General features: G+C 69.2%; 19 protein-coding genes and 1 pseudogene. 8 read left to right on the top strand and 12 right to left on the bottom strand.

The genetic code is table 11. The features are described 5' to 3' along the window. Position 1: 1 nt before the first annotated feature. Positions 2-1333, top strand: coding sequence for a cryptochrome/photolyase family protein (locus AC5Y4S_RS04305; RefSeq protein ID WP_500030159.1), 1332 nt, complete (start codon positions 2-4; stop codon positions 1331-1333). An 83-nt stretch (positions 1334-1416) separates the two neighbouring features. After that, entirely contained in the window at positions 1417-1959 is a 543-nt protein-coding gene (locus AC5Y4S_RS04300; RefSeq protein ID WP_500030157.1) for an anti-apoptotic protein, read from the top strand. 16 nt (positions 1960-1975) lie between these two features. On the opposite strand, the gene AC5Y4S_RS04295 is transcribed toward AC5Y4S_RS04300, so the two are convergent. Beyond that, entirely contained in the window at positions 1976-2713 is a 738-nt protein-coding gene (locus tag AC5Y4S_RS04295) for an acyltransferase (protein WP_500030155.1), read from the bottom strand. 107 nt (positions 2714-2820) lie between these two features. On the opposite strand from AC5Y4S_RS04295, the gene AC5Y4S_RS04290 reads away from it, so the two are divergent. After that, positions 2821-4125, top strand: a complete 1305-nt coding sequence (locus tag AC5Y4S_RS04290; protein ID WP_500032141.1) for an outer membrane protein assembly factor BamB family protein — start codon at positions 2821-2823, stop codon at positions 4123-4125. Beyond that, complete coding sequence (locus AC5Y4S_RS04285) at positions 4122-4460, top strand: hypothetical protein (RefSeq protein WP_500030153.1); 339 nt, start codon at positions 4122-4124, stop codon at positions 4458-4460. The genes AC5Y4S_RS04290 and AC5Y4S_RS04285 overlap by 4 nt, the downstream gene beginning before the upstream one ends. Positions 4461-4543: 83 nt before the next feature. Here the strand turns inward: AC5Y4S_RS04285 and AC5Y4S_RS04280 are convergent, their stop codons facing one another. The 8 genes and pseudogenes from AC5Y4S_RS04280 to ctaD all read right to left on the bottom strand — a co-directional run bounded on the left by AC5Y4S_RS04280 (position 4544) and on the right by ctaD (position 12961). Continuing rightward, positions 4544-5236: an esterase gene (locus tag AC5Y4S_RS04280; protein ID WP_500030151.1), complete on the bottom strand. Its 693-nt coding sequence runs from the start codon at positions 5234-5236 to the stop codon at positions 4544-4546. A 57-nt stretch (positions 5237-5293) separates the two neighbouring features. Beyond that, a complete protein-coding gene (locus AC5Y4S_RS04275; protein WP_500032139.1) occupies positions 5294-6472 on the bottom strand; it encodes a class I SAM-dependent methyltransferase in 1179 nt (392 codons plus the stop codon). Between the two features lie 57 nt (positions 6473-6529). Next, positions 6530-7513, bottom strand: coding sequence for a methyltransferase domain-containing protein (locus tag AC5Y4S_RS04270; protein ID WP_500030149.1), 984 nt, complete (start codon positions 7511-7513; stop codon positions 6530-6532). A 22-nt stretch (positions 7514-7535) separates the two neighbouring features. Then, a pseudogene (locus AC5Y4S_RS04265) lies at positions 7536-8207 on the bottom strand (enoyl-CoA hydratase); the annotation flags it as partial. Continuing rightward, entirely contained in the window at positions 8204-9025 is an 822-nt protein-coding gene (locus tag AC5Y4S_RS04260) for an NUDIX hydrolase (RefSeq protein ID WP_500030147.1), read from the bottom strand. The gene AC5Y4S_RS04260 and the pseudogene AC5Y4S_RS04265, both read right to left, overlap by 4 nt. Next, positions 9022-9897 (bottom strand): ABC transporter ATP-binding protein, encoded by an 876-nt coding sequence (locus AC5Y4S_RS04255; RefSeq protein WP_500030144.1) that lies wholly within the window; start codon positions 9895-9897, stop codon positions 9022-9024. Before AC5Y4S_RS04255 ends, AC5Y4S_RS04260 begins: the two co-directional genes overlap by 4 nt. Positions 9898-9949: 52 nt before the next feature. Beyond that, entirely contained in the window at positions 9950-11185 is a 1236-nt protein-coding gene (gene serB, locus AC5Y4S_RS04250) for a phosphoserine phosphatase SerB (RefSeq protein ID WP_500030142.1), read from the bottom strand. 15 nt (positions 11186-11200) lie between these two features. Then, positions 11201-12961 (bottom strand): aa3-type cytochrome oxidase subunit I, encoded by a 1761-nt coding sequence (gene ctaD, locus AC5Y4S_RS04245; RefSeq protein ID WP_500030140.1) that lies wholly within the window; start codon positions 12959-12961, stop codon positions 11201-11203. 142 nt (positions 12962-13103) lie between these two features. Here ctaD and AC5Y4S_RS04240 point away from each other — a divergent pair, with 142 nt between their 5' ends. Both AC5Y4S_RS04240 and AC5Y4S_RS04235 read left to right on the top strand, forming a co-directional pair. Next, positions 13104-14195 carry an iron-siderophore ABC transporter substrate-binding protein gene (locus AC5Y4S_RS04240; protein WP_500030138.1) on the top strand — a complete coding sequence of 364 codons (1092 nt, stop codon included), beginning with the start codon at positions 13104-13106 and terminating at the stop codon, positions 14193-14195. 78 nt (positions 14196-14273) lie between these two features. Further along, positions 14274-15314 carry an NAD(P)-dependent alcohol dehydrogenase gene (locus AC5Y4S_RS04235; protein ID WP_500030136.1) on the top strand — a complete coding sequence of 347 codons (1041 nt, stop codon included), beginning with the start codon at positions 14274-14276 and terminating at the stop codon, positions 15312-15314. On the opposite strand, the gene AC5Y4S_RS04230 is transcribed toward AC5Y4S_RS04235, so the two are convergent. Next, entirely contained in the window at positions 15303-15719 is a 417-nt protein-coding gene (locus AC5Y4S_RS04230) for a DUF3349 domain-containing protein (protein WP_068176204.1), read from the bottom strand. The two genes, AC5Y4S_RS04235 and AC5Y4S_RS04230, sit on opposite strands and share 12 nt — an antisense overlap. Positions 15720-15876: 157 nt before the next feature. Between AC5Y4S_RS04230 and AC5Y4S_RS04225 the strand changes: the two genes are divergently transcribed. Next, on the top strand, positions 15877-16530 hold the full coding sequence (locus AC5Y4S_RS04225; protein ID WP_500030134.1) for a DUF1707 domain-containing protein: 654 nt from the start codon (positions 15877-15879) through the stop codon (positions 16528-16530). Positions 16531-16539: 9 nt separating this feature from the next. Here AC5Y4S_RS04225 and AC5Y4S_RS04220 read toward each other — a convergent pair whose 3' ends face one another. After that, positions 16540-16752 (bottom strand): CsbD family protein, encoded by a 213-nt coding sequence (locus AC5Y4S_RS04220; protein ID WP_500030132.1) that lies wholly within the window; start codon positions 16750-16752, stop codon positions 16540-16542. 155 nt (positions 16753-16907) lie between these two features. Here AC5Y4S_RS04220 and AC5Y4S_RS04215 point away from each other — a divergent pair, with 155 nt between their 5' ends. Next, positions 16908-17144: an ANTAR domain-containing protein gene (locus AC5Y4S_RS04215; protein WP_500030127.1), complete on the top strand. Its 237-nt coding sequence runs from the start codon at positions 16908-16910 to the stop codon at positions 17142-17144. A 123-nt stretch (positions 17145-17267) separates the two neighbouring features. Here AC5Y4S_RS04215 and AC5Y4S_RS04210 read toward each other — a convergent pair whose 3' ends face one another. Then, positions 17268-17756, bottom strand: coding sequence for a hypothetical protein (locus AC5Y4S_RS04210; RefSeq protein WP_500030125.1), 489 nt, complete (start codon positions 17754-17756; stop codon positions 17268-17270). Between the last annotated feature and the right edge of the window lie 28 nt (positions 17757-17784).

Raw genomic sequence — 17784 nt, 5'->3', positions numbered from 1 at the left:
CATGCCGACGCTGTTATGGTTTCGCCGCGACCTGCGGTTGCGCGATCACCCCGCACTCGCCGCCGCCGCCCAAAGCGGCGAGGAAGTGCTCGCCTGCTTCGTCCTCGATCCGAGGCTGGAGGCCTCGTCGGGGCGGCGCCGGCTGCAATTCCTCGGTGACTCGCTGCGCCGCCTGCGCGACGACCTCGACGGTCGGCTGCTGGTGACCCGCGGACGGCCCGAGACGCTAATCCCCCGCATCGCCAAGGAAATCGGCGCGTCGTCGGTGCACATCTCGGAGGATTTCGCGCCGTACGGGAGGCGCCGTGACGAACGTGTCGGCGCCGCACTGGATTCCGTGCCGCTGACGGCGACGGGGTCGCCGTACCTGGTTTCACCCGGCCGTGTCACGAAGCAGGACGGCTCCCCCTATCAGGTGTTCACCCCGTTTCTGCGCCAGTGGCGCGACGTCGGCTGGCGGGCGCCGGCGAAATCGAGCGCCGGCTCCGCGCGCTGGCTCGATCCGGGGCGGCTGGGGATCAAGCAGTGCGAGATCCCCGATCCCGGCGCCGCGCTCGACGTGGTGGCAGGCGAGGCCTCGGCGCGTCGATTCTGGAAGTCGTTCGTGGACAACGGTTTACAGTGCTACGGGCAGGACCGCGACCGGCCGGACCTGGCGAGCACCAGCCGGATGTCGGCGCACCTGAAATTCGGCTCCATCCACCCCCGCACCATGGTCGCCGACCTCGACCTGCGCGGCTCCGGGGCGCAAGCCTTCCTGCGGGAGTTGGCCTTTCGCGACTTCTACGCCGACGTGTTGCACCACCGGCCGACCAGCGCGTGGCACAACTGGAACGGCCGGTTCGACGACATCCCTACCGACGCGGGACCGGAGGCCAAGCGCCGCTTCGAGGCCTGGAAGGCCGGCCAAACCGGGTTTCCCTTTGTCGACGCCGGGATGCGTCAGCTTCGCGAGACCGGCTTCTTGCACAACCGGGCGCGGATGATCACCGCGTCGTTTCTGGTCAAGGACCTCCACCTGCCGTGGCAGTGGGGCGCCGAATGGTTCCTGGATCAGCTCGTCGATGGCGACATGGCCAACAACCAGCACGGCTGGCAGTGGTGCGCCGGATCGGGCACCGACGCGGCGCCGTACTTCCGGGTCTTCAACCCGACCACGCAGGGCGAGAAGTTCGATCCGTCCGGCGACTACATCCGGCGCTGGGTTCCCGAATTGCGCGGAGTCGACGACCCGCACCTGAGGAAAGGCGAACGGCCGCAGGGATACCCGGCACCGATCGTCGACCACGGAGCCGAACGCGCCGAAGCCCTGCGCCGCTATCACAGCATCTGAGCGATTCCTTAGACCCGAAGCTGGTTGGCATGCAATTATCAGCCGACTCACAGTTCTCGTCGATTTCGCCCACGGGAGGCGCCATGGCTCGCTCGATCGTTCGGACGTTGTTGGTGGCGGGCGCGGCCGCCGGGCTCATGGCCGGCGCCGGCGCCTGTTCGTGTTCGGTCTCATCGAAGCACGCGGTCAGCAAGGGCGATGTCGCCAACCAGATCACCGCCAAACTGACCGACGCCGCCGGCAACAAGCCCGAATCGGTCGACTGCCCGAACGACCTGCCGGCCTCGGTCGGGGCGCAGCTGAACTGCACGATGAAGGTCAAAGACCAGACCTTCAACGTCAACGTCACCGTGACCAGCGTCAACGGCAACGACGTCAAGTTCGACATGGTCGAGACGGTGGACAAGAACCAGGTCGCGAAAATCCTCAGCAACAAGCTGACCCAGCAAGTCGGCCGCAAGCCCGACTCGGTGACGTGCCCGGACAACCTGAAGGGCGTCGAGGGCGCGACGCTGCGCTGCGAGCTCACCGACGGCACGCAGAAGTACGGCATTGCCGTCACCGTCACCGGCGTCGACGCGGGCGACGTCAGCTTCGACTACAAGGTCGACGACAAACCCGAATAGGCCCGAATAAAGCGGGCTAGCGCGCCGCTTTCTTGCGTTCGATATCCGCCAGCGCGGCCGCCAGTTCGGCGCGCTGCGCGGCCGAGCTCTCCCAGGACAGCTGGCGGTTCTTGACCACCTTGGCCGGTGCGCCGACCGCGATCGAGTAGTCGGGGACGACGCCGCGCACCACCGCGTGCGATCCCAGCACGCAGCCGCGCCCGATGGAGGTGCCGCGCAGCACGGTGACCTTGACCCCGACCCAGGTGTCCGGCCCGATCCGGACTGGGGACTTGACGATGCCCTGATCCTTTATCGGCAGGTTGATGTCGTCCATGCGGTGATCGAAATCGCAGACGTAGCACCAGTCGGCCATCAACACCGAATCGCCGAGCTCGATGTCGAGGTAGGTGTTGATGACGTTGTCGCGGCCGAGCACCACCTTGTCGCCGAACCGCAGCGAGCCCTCGTGCGCGCGGATGGTGTTCTTGTCGCCGATGTGCACCCAGCGGCCGATCTCCATCTCCGACAGTTCCGGTGTCGCGTGGATCTCCACGCCCTTGCCCAAAAACACCATCCCCCGGGTGATGATGTGCGGGTTGGCCAGCTTGAATTTCAGCAGCCGCCAGTAGCGCACCAGGTACCACGGGGTGTAGGCCCGGTTGGCCAGCACCCACTTCAGCGAGGCCAGCGTGAGGAACTTGGCCTGGCGGGGGTCGCGCAGGTTCGATCCACGCCAGCGGCGGTGAAGCGGAGCATTCCACATGCTCGTCATGGCCGGAAAGCCTATCGGAGCCGTCAGGGGTTACCCTCACCTGTACTCGCTCGCTGCCCCCGCAACGTAGAAGGACTTGGAAACCCGAGGTGCTTGCCCGACATCTCCTGCGTGGGCTTCGGCGTGGCTCGTGCGCCGCCTTGGCGGCCGGGCTCGCGGTCGGGCTCGGCGGCTGCGGCAACACCGACTCGTGGGTGGACGCCTCGCCCGCGCAGGGCTGGCCGGCGCAATACGGCGACGCCGCCAACAGCAGCTACACCGCGACCGGCGGCGCCACCAAGCTGTCGCTGCAGTGGACGCGGTCGGTCAAGGGCAGCCTCGGGTCGGGCGCGGCGCTGAGCGCGCGCAGCTATCTCGCGCTGAACGCGCAGACCCCGGCCGGCTGCTCGCTGATGGAGTGGGAGGCCAATGACAACGGCCGCCAACGCTGGTGTGTGCGGCTGGTGCAGGGCGGCGGCTTCGCCGGCCCGCTGTTCGACGGCTTCGACAACCTGTACGTCGGCCAGCCGGGCACCTTCTTCTCGTTTCCGGTGACCCAGTGGACGCGCTGGCGCCAGCCCGTGATCGGGATGCCCACCACCCCAAGGTTTCTGGGCCACGGCCAGCTGCTCGTCACCACGCACCTGGGACAGGTGCTGGTTTTCGACTCGCACCGCGGCGAGGTGGTGGGCAGCCCACTCGATCTGGTGGAGGGCGTCGACCCCACCGACGCGACGCGCGGGTTGGCCGATTGCGCGCCCGCCCGGCCGGGCTGCCCGGTCGCCGCGGCGCCGGCCTACTCACCGGTCAATGGGACCGCGGTGCTGGGCGTCTGGCAGCCCGGCGCTCCGGCCGCCGGGCTGGTCGGGCTGAAGTACCACCCGGGCCAGACGCCGCTGATCACCCGGGACTGGACCAGCGACGCCGTCGGCGCCGGTGTCATCGCCAGCCCGGTGCTGTCCGCCGACGGCTCGACCGTCTACGTCAACGGCCGCGACCAACGGCTGTGGGCCCTGCACACCGCCGACGGGAAACCGAAATGGTCTGCGCCACTTGGCTTTCTGGCGCAGACGCCGCCCGCGGTCACCCCGCAGGGGCTGATCGTGTCGGGCGGCGGCCCCGACACGCGGTTGGTGGCGTTCAAGGACGCCGGGGATCACGCCGACCCGGTATGGCGCCGCGACGACACGACGCCGCTGTCGTCGTCGAGCCTGGCCGGCGGCGGCGCCGGATATGTGGTCGTCGGCGGCCCCTCCGCGGACGGCGCACCCGGAATGTCGGTGCTGGTGTTCGACCCGGGCAACGGGCACACGCTGGGCAGCTATCCGCTTCCGGCGGCCGGCGGGTATCCCGTCGGGGTGTCGGTGGGCAACGATCGCCGGGTGGTGGCCGCCACCAGCGACGGCCAGGTCTACGGATTCGGGCCGGCATGAGCGCGCGCAGCCGCCCCGCCGACGTCGTCGCGACCGTCGTCCTGCTCATCGTCCACGCATTCCTGCTGGCGGCGACGTATGTGCTGCTGGGCCTGTTCGTGATGGGCACCGACCCGTGCGGCGCCGTCAAGTGCGGCGACCCCGCCTGGATCGACCGCGCCATGATGCTGGGGGTCTGGGGCGGCGCCGCCGTCCTGGTCGCCGACGTCGCCGTCGCGGTGGCCCTGCTCATCCGGCGCCGAACGGCCTTTTTCGTCCCGGTCATCGGTTGTGTGGCGCAGGTCGGGCTGGCGATCGGCGCCGCGGCGATCGAGACGCTGGCCGGGCCCGTCTGAGCCGGCTACGCGTTTGAATGTGAATTCGCGGCTTTGCGTTGTGCGGCTGGGGCGGAGCTCGTCGGCGTGTCGGCGCCCAGGACTCACACGGCGAGCGGCGGGATGGCGCTGCGCGGCACCTGCGCTTGGGTGGGGCCGCCGAACGACGGCAGCATCTCGCCGGGAGCGAAGTAGAAGATCAGCTGGTCGTCGGTGATCGCGAAGTTCTGGTAGTGCGACGGGTCAAGCCCGGTCGACGGCAATATCACTGCGCCCAGCGGGTTTTGCCGGTTCAGGTCGCGCTGGACGATGGGAAAGATGCTGTCGAGCGGCGTCGTGCCCGGCGCGAACAGGTTGTCGAAGGTGATGGGCTGTTTGGTCCCCAGGTTGTAGTTGAACGCCTTGTACCAGGTGGTCGGCCGGGAACCGCCCAGGTCCTGGAAAAACTTCAGCACGACGCTGCGGGTGTTGTGCGGCGGCTGTCCAGCGGTGTGTTGCTCGGTGGTGGCCTCCATCTGGTACGGCTGGTCGCGCGTGCCGGACCCCTGCGCGACGTTGACGAACCCGTCGCGGTTCTGCGTGATGTAGTCGACCAGCGCCTGCTCGTCGGGGTAGTCGGCGGGGAACGTCATGTTCAGCATGTAGGTGGGGCCGGTGGCATGCACTTGACACATCTGGCCGGCTTCCACGGTGCCGCCCAGGCTGGCGCACGACGCCGGTTCCGCGCCCGCCGGCCAGCCCGGCGTGACCATAAAAGCGCCCGCAGCCAGCACCGCGGCCGCAATCAGGTAACGCATCGTGAATTGTCCTCGCGGATTAAGGGCGGGGCGCCTACCAGGTGTGACGCAGCCAGCCTACCGGGACGCCCGGCAGACGAAGGCCGTCGCACGACCGGCGGCCCCGGCGCCGATGCGGGTGATGACGACCGACAGCGGCCGGTCCCCGCGCGGACGCAGCCGGCGCCTCAGCGCGTCGGGGTCGACGCGCACCCCGCGGACCAAGATCTCGAGCGCCCCGCAGCCCAGCGCCGCCAGGGCCTGCCGCAGCCGGCGCTCGTCGAACGCCAGCTGCTCGAGCACCTCGAAGCCCCGGACCCCCGGCGGCAGCCGATCCCCGGACAGGTACGCGATGTCGGGGTCGAGTTGCCATAGCCCGTGCCGGGCGGCGTAGTGGCGCACCAGACCGGCCCGCACCACCGCCCCGTCGGGGTCGACGATCCACCGCCCGGGCGGGCCCACCGGGCAGTCGTCCGGTTCGGTGTCGGTGAGCTGTTCCCCGCGATCGAGGACGCTCGCCCGCCGGCGCACCCCCGCCCGCGACAGCCCGGCCGACCACAGGCACGCTTCCCGCACCGACCCCTGATACGACGTCACCTCGATCTCGCCGCCGAAACCGAGACGGCTAAGTTCGCCGAAATCTATTCCGGGGGCGCACTTTACGACGAGGTCACGGTTCCAGTAGGTGTCCAGCACCCGGCCCAGGGCAGGTGCGTAGTCGTCGACGCGCATCCGCCGCCGTCCCCCGAGGCGGCGCGCCGGGTCGACCAGCACCACCGCGTCGCGGGTCACCGGGTGCAGCGCGTCGGCGCGGCACAGGCCGGTCGCCGCGCCCAGGTTGTGCCGCGCCATCGCGAGGCGCACCGCGTCGATGTCGCTGCCCACCGCGCGCACGCCCGCGGCGCGCAACGCGGCCAGCTCGGTGCCGATCGAACAGGTCGCGTCGTGCACCGTCACGCCCGCCTGGGCCAGCCGCGACGCCCGGTGCAACGCCACCGGAGCGGCGGTGGCCTGCTGCAGCGCCTCGTCGGTGAACAGCCAGCCGGAGACCTGCAGCTGTCCGAGTTTGTCCAAGGCGCGGCGGCGCAGCAGCGTCGTCTCGACCAGCACCGGCGCCCGATCGCCGAACCGGGCGCGCACCGCCGCGATGTCGGCGACCCGCGTCGCGTCGGTCAGCTCGAGTTCGGCGACGGCGGCCAGGGCCGCGGCACCCGATTCCGAGCGCAGGTAGCTGACGTCGTCGGTGCTGATTCTGATTGCCCGACTCCTCCTCACGCCGCTGCGCGGCCTGCATCGTCGCCGGGCGGCGCCCACTCAGGAGGGTTTGACCCCGGTGACCATCACGTTGTAGAACCAGCCCTTCGGCACCACGTGCCGCCACACGTTGGCGTCCACCCAGCTCAGCGTCTTCCAGCCGTTGAAGGCGAATTTCGCCCAGCCCCAGCCCAGCCGCCCCGGCGGGACCGCGCACTCGAACGTGCGAAGCGGCCAGCCCAGCATCGCGGCGGTGAACTCGACGGTGGCGGTTTGGACGTCGACGGCGCCGGCGTTGGCTGCCATCCGCTCCAGGTCTTCCGGCGCGAACGTGTGCAGGTCGACGAGGGCCTCAAGCGCCGCCGCGCGCGACGACTCGTCCAGCTCGGCCTGCGGGCGCCGCCAGCCGCCCAGGCCGGGCAACCGGGTCACGTTGGTGACGACCCGCCAGGTCAGCGTCGAGAGGGCGCGGGCGTAGACCTCGCCGGCATTGCTCGGCTCACCGGCGAAGACGAACCGGCCGCCGGGACGCAGCACCCGGACCACCTCGCGCAGCGACAGCTCGACGTCGGGGATGTGGTGCAGCACCGCGTGGCCGACGACCAGGTCGAAGGTGTTGTCCTCGTACGGGATGCCCTCGGCGTCGGCGACGCGCCCGTCGATGTCCAGGCCCAGCGATTGGCCGTTGCGGGTGGCGACCTTGACCATGCCGGGCGACAGGTCGGTGACCGACCCCCGCCGCGCCACCCCGGACTGGATCAGGTTCAGCAGGAAAAAGCCTGTCCCACAACCTAATTCGAGTGCGCGGTCGTAGGGCAGCTCCCTGAGCACCTGGTCGGGCACGGTGGCGTCGAAGCAGTTCCGGGCGTACTCGACGCAGCGCTGGTCGTAGGAGATCGACCATTTCTCGTCGTAGTTCTCCGCTTCCCAGTCGTGGTAGAGAACCTGGGCCAGCTTGCTGTCGTGTCGCGCCGCCTCCACCTGCTCGGCGGTGGCATGCGGGTTGGGAACGGCGTCGCCTGAGATCCCGGTACTCGTCGTCATGCAGGGCAGCCTAATCGGCGTCGGGTAACCGATCGAAAACGGCGTTGATTCTGGCCTTGGCCACAGCGATCGCCTGCGCCGGCCCGTCGAGGAAGCGGCGCGCCCACGCCGCCGCGGCGTCGTAGACGTCGTCGGGGGCCACCATCTCGTCGATCAGGCCCAGCGCCAGGGCCTCCTCGGCGTCGAAGAAGCGCCCGCTGAACACCAGTTCCTTGGCCCGGCTCGCGCCGGTGACGCGGGCCAGCCGGGTCATCGCCCCGTCGCCGGGGACCAGGCCGGCCAGGATCTCGGTGGCGCCGAACTTGACGTTGTCGCCGCTGACCCGCCAGTCGGCGGCCAGGGCCAGGGCCAGGCCGGCGCCCAGCGCGTAGCCGGTGATCGCGGCCACGGTCGGCTTGGGGATCGCGGCGACGGCGTCCAGGGCTGCCTGCCGCACCCGGGCCGCGGTCTCGGCCTCGCCCGCGGTCAGCGTTTGCAGCTCGGGCGCGTCGTCGCCGGCGGAGAAGATTTCGTGGCCGCCGAACAGGATCACGACGGCGACGTCGTCGCGGCGCCCGAGCTCGTCGGCCGCGGACACGATCTCGCGGTAGACCTGCCGTGTCATCGCGTTGGTGGGCGGCCGCGACAGCAGCAACATGGCCAGGCCGGCGTCGCGCGACCCGTCGCTGACCACGACGCTGACGAATTCCCTCAATGCCGCCACCCCATGCCGCCCGCCTCGCGGGCCTGGTGGTAGCGGTCGGAGTCGAAAAACTCGAAAATCCAGTTGTCGCCCTGGATTTCGAGGCGCGGCTGCACCGTGACGATCTGGCGCTCGACGGCCAGCACGTCGGCGACGGTGCGGCCGGCCAGCGAGTCCAGCTGCGTCCAGGTCGGCGGCAGCAGGAAGCACCGGCCGTGGGCGAAGTCGTCGATGGCGGCCTGCGGCGTCGTCCAGCCCGCGCGGTCGGACTCGGTGTTGCGCCCGTCGGCCCGCTGCCCCTCCGGCAGCGCCCCCACAAAGAAGTAGGTGTCGTAGCGGCGGGTGCGCTCGGCCTCCGGGGTCACCCAGTTGGCCCACGGCCGCAGCAGGTCCGATCGCAGTTCCAGGTTCTCGCGGCGCAGGAAGTCGGCGAAGGACAGCGTGCCGTCGGCCAGCGCGCGGCGCGCGTCGCCGTATGCCGAGGCGTCGCCCACAATGCTTTCCGGCTCCCCAGCCGGCCCCGCGAACAGCACCCCCGATTCCTCGAACGTCTCCCGCGCGGCGGCGCAGACCAGCGCCTCGGCCAGGTCGGGTTCGATGCCGAACCGCTGTGCCCACCACTGCGGCGGCGGCCCCGCCCACGCGATATCGGCGTTGCGGTCGCGGTCGTCGACGCCGCCGCCGGGGAACACCATCGTCCCCGCGGCGAACTCCATCTTGGCGTGCCGGCGCATCAGGAACACCGCGATCCCGTCCGGGTCATCGCGGACCAGCATCACGGTCGCCGCCGGCCGGGGGACGAGGGGTGGCGGATCCTGCGGTGTACTCATAGCTGCCTCCGGTGGGCCGCGCGGGTGCGGACTCGCCGGGCGAAATAGCGCCCGTCGACGAAGTCCAGGGCGATCGACTGGCCGAACGCCGCGGACAGGTTCTCGGCGGTCAGCACGTCGGACAGCAGTCCCGCCGCGACCACCCGGGCCTCCGACAACAGCATGCAGTGGCTGAAGCCGGGCGGCACCTCCTCGACGTGGTGGGTGACCAGCACCAGCGCGGGCGCATCGGGGTCGGCGGCCAGGTCGGCCAGCCGGGCCACCAGCTCCTCCCGGCCGCCCAGGTCCAGGCCGGCGGCGGGCTCGTCGAGCAGCAGCAGCTCCGGGTCGGTCATCAACGCGCGGGCGATCAGCACCCGCTTGCGCTCCCCCTCCGACAGCGTGCCGTAGGTGCGGTCCGCGAGGTGCTCGGCGCCAAGGCTTTCCAGCATGTCGATCGCCCGGCGGTAGTCGACATCCTCGTAGCGCTCGCGCCAACGACCCAACACCGCGTACCCCGCCGAGACGACGAGGTCGCGCACGACTTCGTCGGTGGGGATCCGCTGCGCCAGCGCCGACGAGCTCAGCCCGATCCGCGACCGCAGCTCGGACACGTCGACCCGGCCCAGCCGCTCACCGAGCACGAACGCCACGCCCGACGACGGGTGCTCGCTCGCGGCGGCGATGCGGAGCAACGACGTCTTGCCCGCGCCGTTGGGCCCGATGATCACCCAGCGTTCGTCGAGTTCCACGGCCCAATCCAGCGGTCCGACCAGGGTGCGTCCATCGCGCTGCAGCGACACGTTCCTGAAGTCGATCAGCAGATCGGGGTCCGCTGCCTCGTTAGTTTGGTCGGTTCCACCCTCGGATTCTCTCGAATCCTCGGGCTTCACCTCCGACTTCCGTTTTCGGGCACCCGCCCATCGTGCCGTACCGCGGTCGCCACTAATCCGGCGGGATCTCGACGCGGCGCACCTGGCCGTCGACCGCGTCGGCGGCCTCGATCTCGCTGCGCGTCACCCCGAGCAGAAACAGCACGGTGTCCAGGTAGGGGTGGCTCAACGACGCATCGGCGACCTCGCGCAGCGCCGGTTTGGCGTTGAACGCCACCCCCAGCCCGGCCGCGGCCAGCATGTCGATGTCGTTGGCGCCGTCCCCGACGGCGACGGTCTGCTCCATCGGCACCCCGGCCTGCTGCGCGAATTCCCGCAGGGCCTGCGCCTTGCCGGCCCGATCGATGATCGGGCCGGTGACCCGCCCGGTGAGCGTCCCGTCGACGATCTCCAGCTCGTTGGCGGCGACGTAGTCCAGCGCCAGCTCCTCCGCCAGCGGCTCGATGATCCGCCGGAACCCGCCCGAGACCACGCCGCAGCGAAAACCCAAGCGCCGCAGCGTGCGCAGCGTCGTGCGGGCGCCGGGCATCAGCTCCAACTGGGCGGCGACCTCGTCGATCACCGTGGCGGGCAGGCCTTTCAGGGTCGCCACCCGCTGCTCGAGCGACTGCGCGAAGTCGAGCTCGCCGCGCATGGCGGCCTCGGTGATGGTGGCGACCGCGCCCTGCGCGCCCGCCCGCGCGGCCAGCATCTCGATGACCTCACCCTGAACCAGCGTCGAGTCGACGTCGAACACGATGAGCCGCTTCGCGCGCCGCTCCAGGCTGTAGCCCTCGACGGCGATGTCGACGCGCTCGTCGCCGGCGACGCGCGACAGCGTGTTGCGCAGCGGCCCGTCGGCGCCGGGCGGCACCGACACCCGCAACTCCAGGCCGGTCACCGGGTAATCGGAGACACCGCGAATGAGGTCGATGTTGACGCCCAGCGCCGCCGCCTCCCGCGCCACCGCGCCGAACGCCCGGGCCGTGATCGGGCGGCCGAGCACGAAGATGGTGTGGGTCGACGGATCCCGGATGATCGGGACGTCGTCGCTGGGTTCGATGCTGACGTCGAGACCCTTTGCGCGAATGGCGGATTCGACGTCATGGCGCAGCGCGGGCCCGTCGGCGACCTCGGGCGGGCAACACAGCAGGACCCCGAGCGTCAGGCGCCCGCGGATCACCACCTGTTCGACGTTGAGCAACTCCACCCCGTGCCGCGACAGCACCTCGAACAGCGCCGACGTCACGCCCGGCTGATCCACGCCGGTGACGGTGATCAGTACCGACACCTTGAGTGGTGAGTTCACTCCCGGCAGCCGCCGCTACTGGTCGGCGGTCGAGCGATCGGGTTCGGTCCGCGGACCGAAGCCCTTCGGCGACTCGAGCGCCGTCGCGTGGCGGCCGACGTGCGCCTCGGCGCGCAGCCGCTCCACCATGTGTGGATAGTGCAGCTCGAATGCCGGTCGCTCCGAACGGATTCGGGGCAGCTCGGTGAAGTTGTGCCGCGGCGGCGGGCAGCTGGTCGCCCACTCCAGCGAGTTGCCGTAACCCCACGGGTCGTCGACGGTCACGACTTCGCCGTAGCGCCAGCTCTTGAACACGTTCCACACGAACGGGAACATCGACGCGCCCAGGATGAAGGCGCCGATCGTCGAGATCACGTTGAGCGTGGTGAAGCCGTCGGTGGGCAGGTAGTCGGCGTAGCGGCGCGGCATGCCCTTGTCGCCCAGCCAGTGCTGCACCAGGAACGTGGTGTGAAAGCCGATGAACGTCAGCCAGAAGTGCAGCTTGCCCAGCCGTTCGTCCAGCAGCCGCCCGGTCATTTTCGGGAACCAGAAGTAGATGCCGGCGAAGGTGGAGAACACGATGGTGCCGAACAGCACGTAGTGGAAGTGCGCGACCACGAAGTAGCTGTCGCTGACGTGGAAGTCCAGCGGCGGGCTGGCCAGCAGCACGCCGGTCAGCCCGCCCAGCAGGAAGGTGACCAGGAAGCCGATCGAGAACAGCATCGGCGTCTCAAAGGTCAACTGGCCCTTCCACATCGTGCCGATCCAGTTGAAGAACTTGATCCCGGTCGGCACCGCGATCAGATACGTCATGAACGAAAAGAACGGCAGCAGAACGGCTCCGGTGGCGAACATGTGGTGCGCCCATACCGCGACCGAGAGTGCGGCGATCGACAGCGTCGCGTACACCAGCGTGGTGTAACCGAAGATCGGCTTGCGGGAGAACACTGGGATGATCTCGGACACGATGCCGAAGAACGGCAGCGCGATGATGTACACCTCGGGGTGGCCGAAGAACCAGAACAGGTGCTGCCACAAGAGGACTCCGCCGTTGGCCGGGTCGTAGACGTGCGCGCCCAGGTGGCGGTCGGCGGCCAGGCCGAACAGCGCCGCCGTCAGCAGCGGGAAGGCGATCAGCACCAGGATCGACGTCACCAGGATGTTCCAGGTCATGATCGGCATCCGGAACATCGTCATCCCCGGCGCGCGCATGCAGACCACCGTGGTGATCATGTTCACCGCGCCCAGGATGGTGCCCAGGCCGGCGACCGCGAGGCCCATGATCCACAGGTCACCGCCGGCACCGGGCGAATGGATCGCGTCCGAGAGCGGGGTGTAGGCGGTCCAGCCGAAGTCCGCCGCCCCGCCCGGCGTGATGAAACCGGCGGTGGCGATCAGGGCGCCGAACAGGAACAGCCAGAACGAAAAAGCGTTCAGCCGCGGGAAGGCGACGTCCGGCGCGCCGATCTGCAGCGGCAGCACCAGGTTGGCGAAGCCGAACACGATCGGGGTCGCATAAAACAGCAGCATGATCGTGCCGTGCATGGTGAACAGCTGGTTGAACTGCTCGTTCGAGAAGAACTGCAGGCCCGGCGACGCCAACTCGCTGCGCATCAACAGCGCCAGGAACCCGCCCAGGAAGAAAAAGATGAAGCAGGCGACGCAGTACATGATGCCGATCATCTTGTGATCGGTGGTGGTGATCAGCTTGTAGACGAGGTTCCCTTTGGGACCCGTCCGGGCCGGGAACGGACGGACGGCCTCGAGTTCTCCCAACGGGGGGGCTTCGGCTGTCAACAGCTCCTCCAAACATCCGTATCGGACAGGGCCCGAACCCAGTATTGCTCCGAATCTTAGCCTTCCGACAACTCGCCGTCAGGGGCAGTCCTACAAACTGTCGTAAACGGCTGCGAAGTCGGCGGATGTTAGCGTCGGACCCGTGCCGGCAAGCCGATCGACCGTGGCCGCAGCGGTTCTGGCCGCGGCCGTCCTGGCCTGCGGCGCATGCGGCTCCGGCGGCTCGGGCACCGCGGCGTCGACCCGGTCCCTGATCACGCCCACCACCCAGATCGCGGGCGCCGGCGTGCTGGGAAACGACCGCAAGCCCGACGAGTCGTGCCCGCGCGGCGCCGCCGCAGCCGACCCCGGGCCGCCCACCCGGCAGGCCCGCAACGCCGCCGGCGTCACCCCCGACACCGTCGCCGTTCCCGCGGAGCCGCAGCGCATCGTCGTGCTCTCCGGCGACCAGCTCGACGCCCTGTGCGCGCTCGGCCTGCAATCGCGGGTGGTCGCCGCCGCGCTCCCGGACGGGTCGTCGGGCCAGCCGTCGTACCTGGGCGGTGCGGTGCACGGCCTGCCGGGCGTCGGTACCCGGACCAATCCCGACCTGGGCGGCATCGCCGCGGCCCACCCCGACCTGATCCTGGGATCGCAGGGCCTGACTCCCAAGCTCTACCCGCAGCTCGCCGCGATCGCCCCGACGGTATTCACGGCGGCGCCCGGCGCGGCCTGGGAGGCCAACCTGCGCGGCGTCGGCGCCGCCACGGCGCGCACCGGCGCCGTCGACGCCCTGATCGCCGGGTTCACGCAGCGGGCCACCCAGATCGGCACGGCGCACGACGCGTCCCACTTCCAGGCGTCGATCGTGCAGCTGACCACCACCGCGATCCGGGTCTACGGGGCCAACAACTTCCCGGCCAGCGTGCTCGGGGCCGTCGGGGTGGACCGGCCGGCCGCCCAGCGGTTCACCGACAAGCCCTACATCGAGATCGGCGCCACCGACGCCGACCTCGCCAAAAACCCGGACCTCTCCGCCGCGGACGCCGACGTGGTCTATGTGTCCTGCGCCACCCCGGCCGCCGCGGACCGCGCCGCCACCGTGCTGGACAGCAACCCCTGGCGCAAGCTGTCGGCCAACCACGACAACCGGGTCTACGTCGTCAACGACGAGGTATGGCAAACCGGCGAGGGCCTGATCGCGGCCCGCGGCATCGTCGACGACCTGCGCCTGCTCAACGCCCCGATCAACTAGCTCACCCGCCAATTGGCCCGAGAACATTACCTTAGCTAAACTTCTGTAGGACGCATCGAAACTCGAAGAGGGATATTCATGAGCACTGTTTCGGCGTACGCCGCCACCTCGGCGACCGCACCGCTGACCAAGACCACCATCGAGCGCCGCGACCCCGGCCCGCACGACGTCGCCATCGACATCAAGTTTGCCGGGATCTGCCACTCGGACATCCACACCGCCAAAGGCGAATGGGGCGTGCCGAATTACCCCGTGGTCGTCGGCCACGAGATCGCCGGCGTGGTGACCGAGGTGGGCGCCGAGGTCACGAAGTACAAGGTGGGCGACCACGTCGGCGTGGGCTGCATGGTGAACTCCTGCGGCCAGTGCAGCAGTTGCAAGGCCGGGCTCGAGCAGTACTGCAAGCCCGGCGCGACCTTCACCTACAACGCCATCGACAAGGACGGCACGCCGACGCAGGGCGGCTACAGCCAGGCGATCGTCGTCGACGAGAACTTCGTGCTGCGCATCCCCGACTCGCTGCCGCTGGACAAGGCCGCGCCGCTGCTGTGCGCCGGCATCACGCTGTTCTCGCCGCTGCGGCACTGGAAGGCCGGCAAGGACACCCGCCTGGCGATCATCGGCCTCGGCGGCCTGGGGCACATGGGCGTCAAGCTGGGCGCCGCGATGGGCGCCGAGGTGAGTGTGCTGTCCCAGTCGCTGAAGAAGATGGAGGACGGCCTGCGCCTGGGCGCCAGCCACTACTACGCGACGGCCGACCCCGACACCTTCCGCAACCTGCGCGGCAGCTTCGACCTGATCCTGAACACGGTGTCGGCGAACCTGCCGCTCGACGACTACGTGAACTTGCTCGATGTCGACGGCACGCTCGTCGAGCTCGGCATCCCCGAGCACCCGATGCAGGTGCACGCTTTCCCGTTGGCGCTGGCGCGGCGCAGCCTGTCGGGGTCCAACATCGGCGGGATCGCCGAGACGCAGGAGATGCTGGACTTCTGCGCCGAGCACGACGTGACGCCCGAGATCGAGGTGATCGAGGCGGCCTACGTCAACGAGGCCTACGAGCGGGTGCTCGCCAGCGACGTGCGCTACCGCTTCGTCATCGACATCTCAACCCTGTGAGGCGGCCTCTTCTCGCCGGCAGGCGACCTCCTCGGCGGCCTCCCCGTGCTCGTCGCCGGGGCAAACTTCGCTGACGTCGATGCCGGCCAGCGGCCAGCCGGCGGCGGCGAGCGTGGCGGCCACCCGGATGATGTTCTCCCGGCCGGGGTCGTGGTGGGTGGTCTTGGTGATGAACTCGGAGATCTCGTCCTTGCTGATCGGCCCGTCGCCTTCGGCGCGGTGCTTGGCGATGACGTTTTCCACCACTTCTTCCAGCTGATCCTGGGTCAGCGGTGTGCTCCTGAGCAGGGCGAACAGGGCCACCTGGTCCGGCCCGGGAACGCCCTGCGGGTACCCGACGTCCAGCCAACGGATCACTGACTTGAGAAACTTGGCGTGCTTGTGGTTCGCGTGGGTTGAAGTCACCCAATAAGTCTCACGTTGGCGCGGTTCGGGGGCGTCGCTGCCGACCCACAATTCATGCGCCGTTCACGACGCGAACATCTTGCTCTTTCAGTCCACTTTTTATGGGGCCTCGACGGGGATAGCGTTTTCGCAGTCGAGGTACGAATGGGAGCGCGCGATGATGCAGCCGGGTTCGTGGTATCAAGACCCGACGCGCGCCAGCGACGCCGATCGCGCCGACGTGTGCGCGATCCTCGACAACGCCTATGCGACTGGCGAACTCGATGCCGAGGAGCACCGGCAGCGATGTTTGTCGGCGATGTCGGCAAAGACGCGCGGTCAGCTCGTCCAGATGGTTTCCGACCTTCAGGCGCGGCAGCCCGTGTTTTCGCGGCCGCCGGCGCTCGGGGTCAAGGTCAATCCGAACCGGAAATGGGTCGTTGCGGCGGGCGTCGGCGGCGGCCTCGCCGTCGCCGCGATCCTCGGCTACGTGGTGACCGCTTGGCACAGCGGTCCCGGCCCGGCGCCGACCGCTTCGGTCGCGGCGCCGACCCAGACGCACAGTTCGGACATGACGGGGACTTTCCTTCCGCTGGTCGAGGTGGTCGGCGACGCGACCGGGGCCTTCCAGGACTCGATCGGTCACGCGCCCGAACGCGTCGACTGTCCCGGCGATTTACCGGGCCAGGTAGGGGCGTCCGAGCGATGCTCCATCGCCGACAAGGGCAAGCAATACACCGCCAGCGTGACCGTCACCGCCGTCAGCGGGAACCGGATCACCACCCAGACCTGGATCGACGACGTCGTGTCACCGCCGCCGAGCCGGCCGTGATACTTCGCGCTAGACCTGCCGACGCCGTCGAAGCGTCACCCGACGGCGGCGCGGCCGGAAGGCGTCCTTGACCTTTTCGCCGGCGTCTCGCAGGTGGGCCGCGCGCTGATCGGCCCTGCCCTCGGCTTCCAACGCTGGATCGTTCATCGCACGGCCGATTGCCGCTTTGGCCTTGCCGGTGATCTGGTCGACTTTGTTCCGGGCTTTATTCGCACCGCTCACTGGCGTGTCCTTCTCTTCCAGGTTTTTCGAATCGTGCGCTAAGACGCGGTTACCCCTTTTCGGTCCGGCCCACCCGGGGGCTTACATTCCCGACATCAGCAGAGGACAATGGGGTGTCTGCAGGGGCGGCTTTGAAGAACAGATTGGTCAACTGAATGATGGAGACCGCCCATCCGCGTCCGGCCTGGCCCGCGGATTCCGTTGTCTGGCAAGCGACAGGCATCATCATGAACCGCTTCGATCTCGACACCGAGCAAGCCCTCGACGTGCTCCGCAGAATGTCACAAAGCTGCATGAGGCCCATGTGGCAGGTCGCCGAGGAGGTAGTCCGCCATAACGACCCCGTCCGTGCCTTCCAGCGTCTTGAGGAGGACGGACTGGGCCCCGGTTGACCCCGGACGCTCACTCTCGGTTACGTTGCGCGCCAGCGGATTTGGAAGTCCCAGTCCTCTTCCTGGGTGACGACGGCCCTGCCGATCACGTACGACGGGCTCAACCGATCCGGCGCCTGCTTATCAACTGTTCTCCTCGCGCAGGGCTTGCATCGCCAAGTTGTTGATCAACTGCCGGCCGGCGGCTGTGCGTAGCTGAGGCAGCATCGCGGAGACGACACCGGCGGCGGTGAGCGCGAGGCGTACCAGACCGTCGGGCGCCGCGGCTGCGTCGCGGAGCACCGCATACTCGGCGCTGGGATCCCCCGAATGTTGTGCCATGGACATCCGGGCAACGAGCCGGTTGTCACGGTCGAGACCGATCTCGTCGTCGGTCGACGCCAAGGCCAGGGTTTCGCCGATTTCCGCGACTTCGTCCGGGTCGCAGAGCTGAGCCACCAGTTGCCACAAGATCGACACGGTGGCGCGGATCAGCTGTGGCAGCCGGCCAGCCGGGATGACTTCATCGTCGACGATGACGCGCATGCCCGCTTCGTCGCCGCGCTCGCCGTGCTGGATGAGCGCCAATGCGCGACGGAAGTCTGCCGCGCCCACACTGTCGTCACTGCCCATTCCACACATCCTGCCCGACCGCGACCAC

It is taken from the genome of Mycobacterium sp. NGS64, from assembly GCF_059812245.1.
The sequence above is the reverse complement of the archived record's forward strand: the minus strand, read 5'-3'. Positions and strand labels throughout refer to the sequence as shown.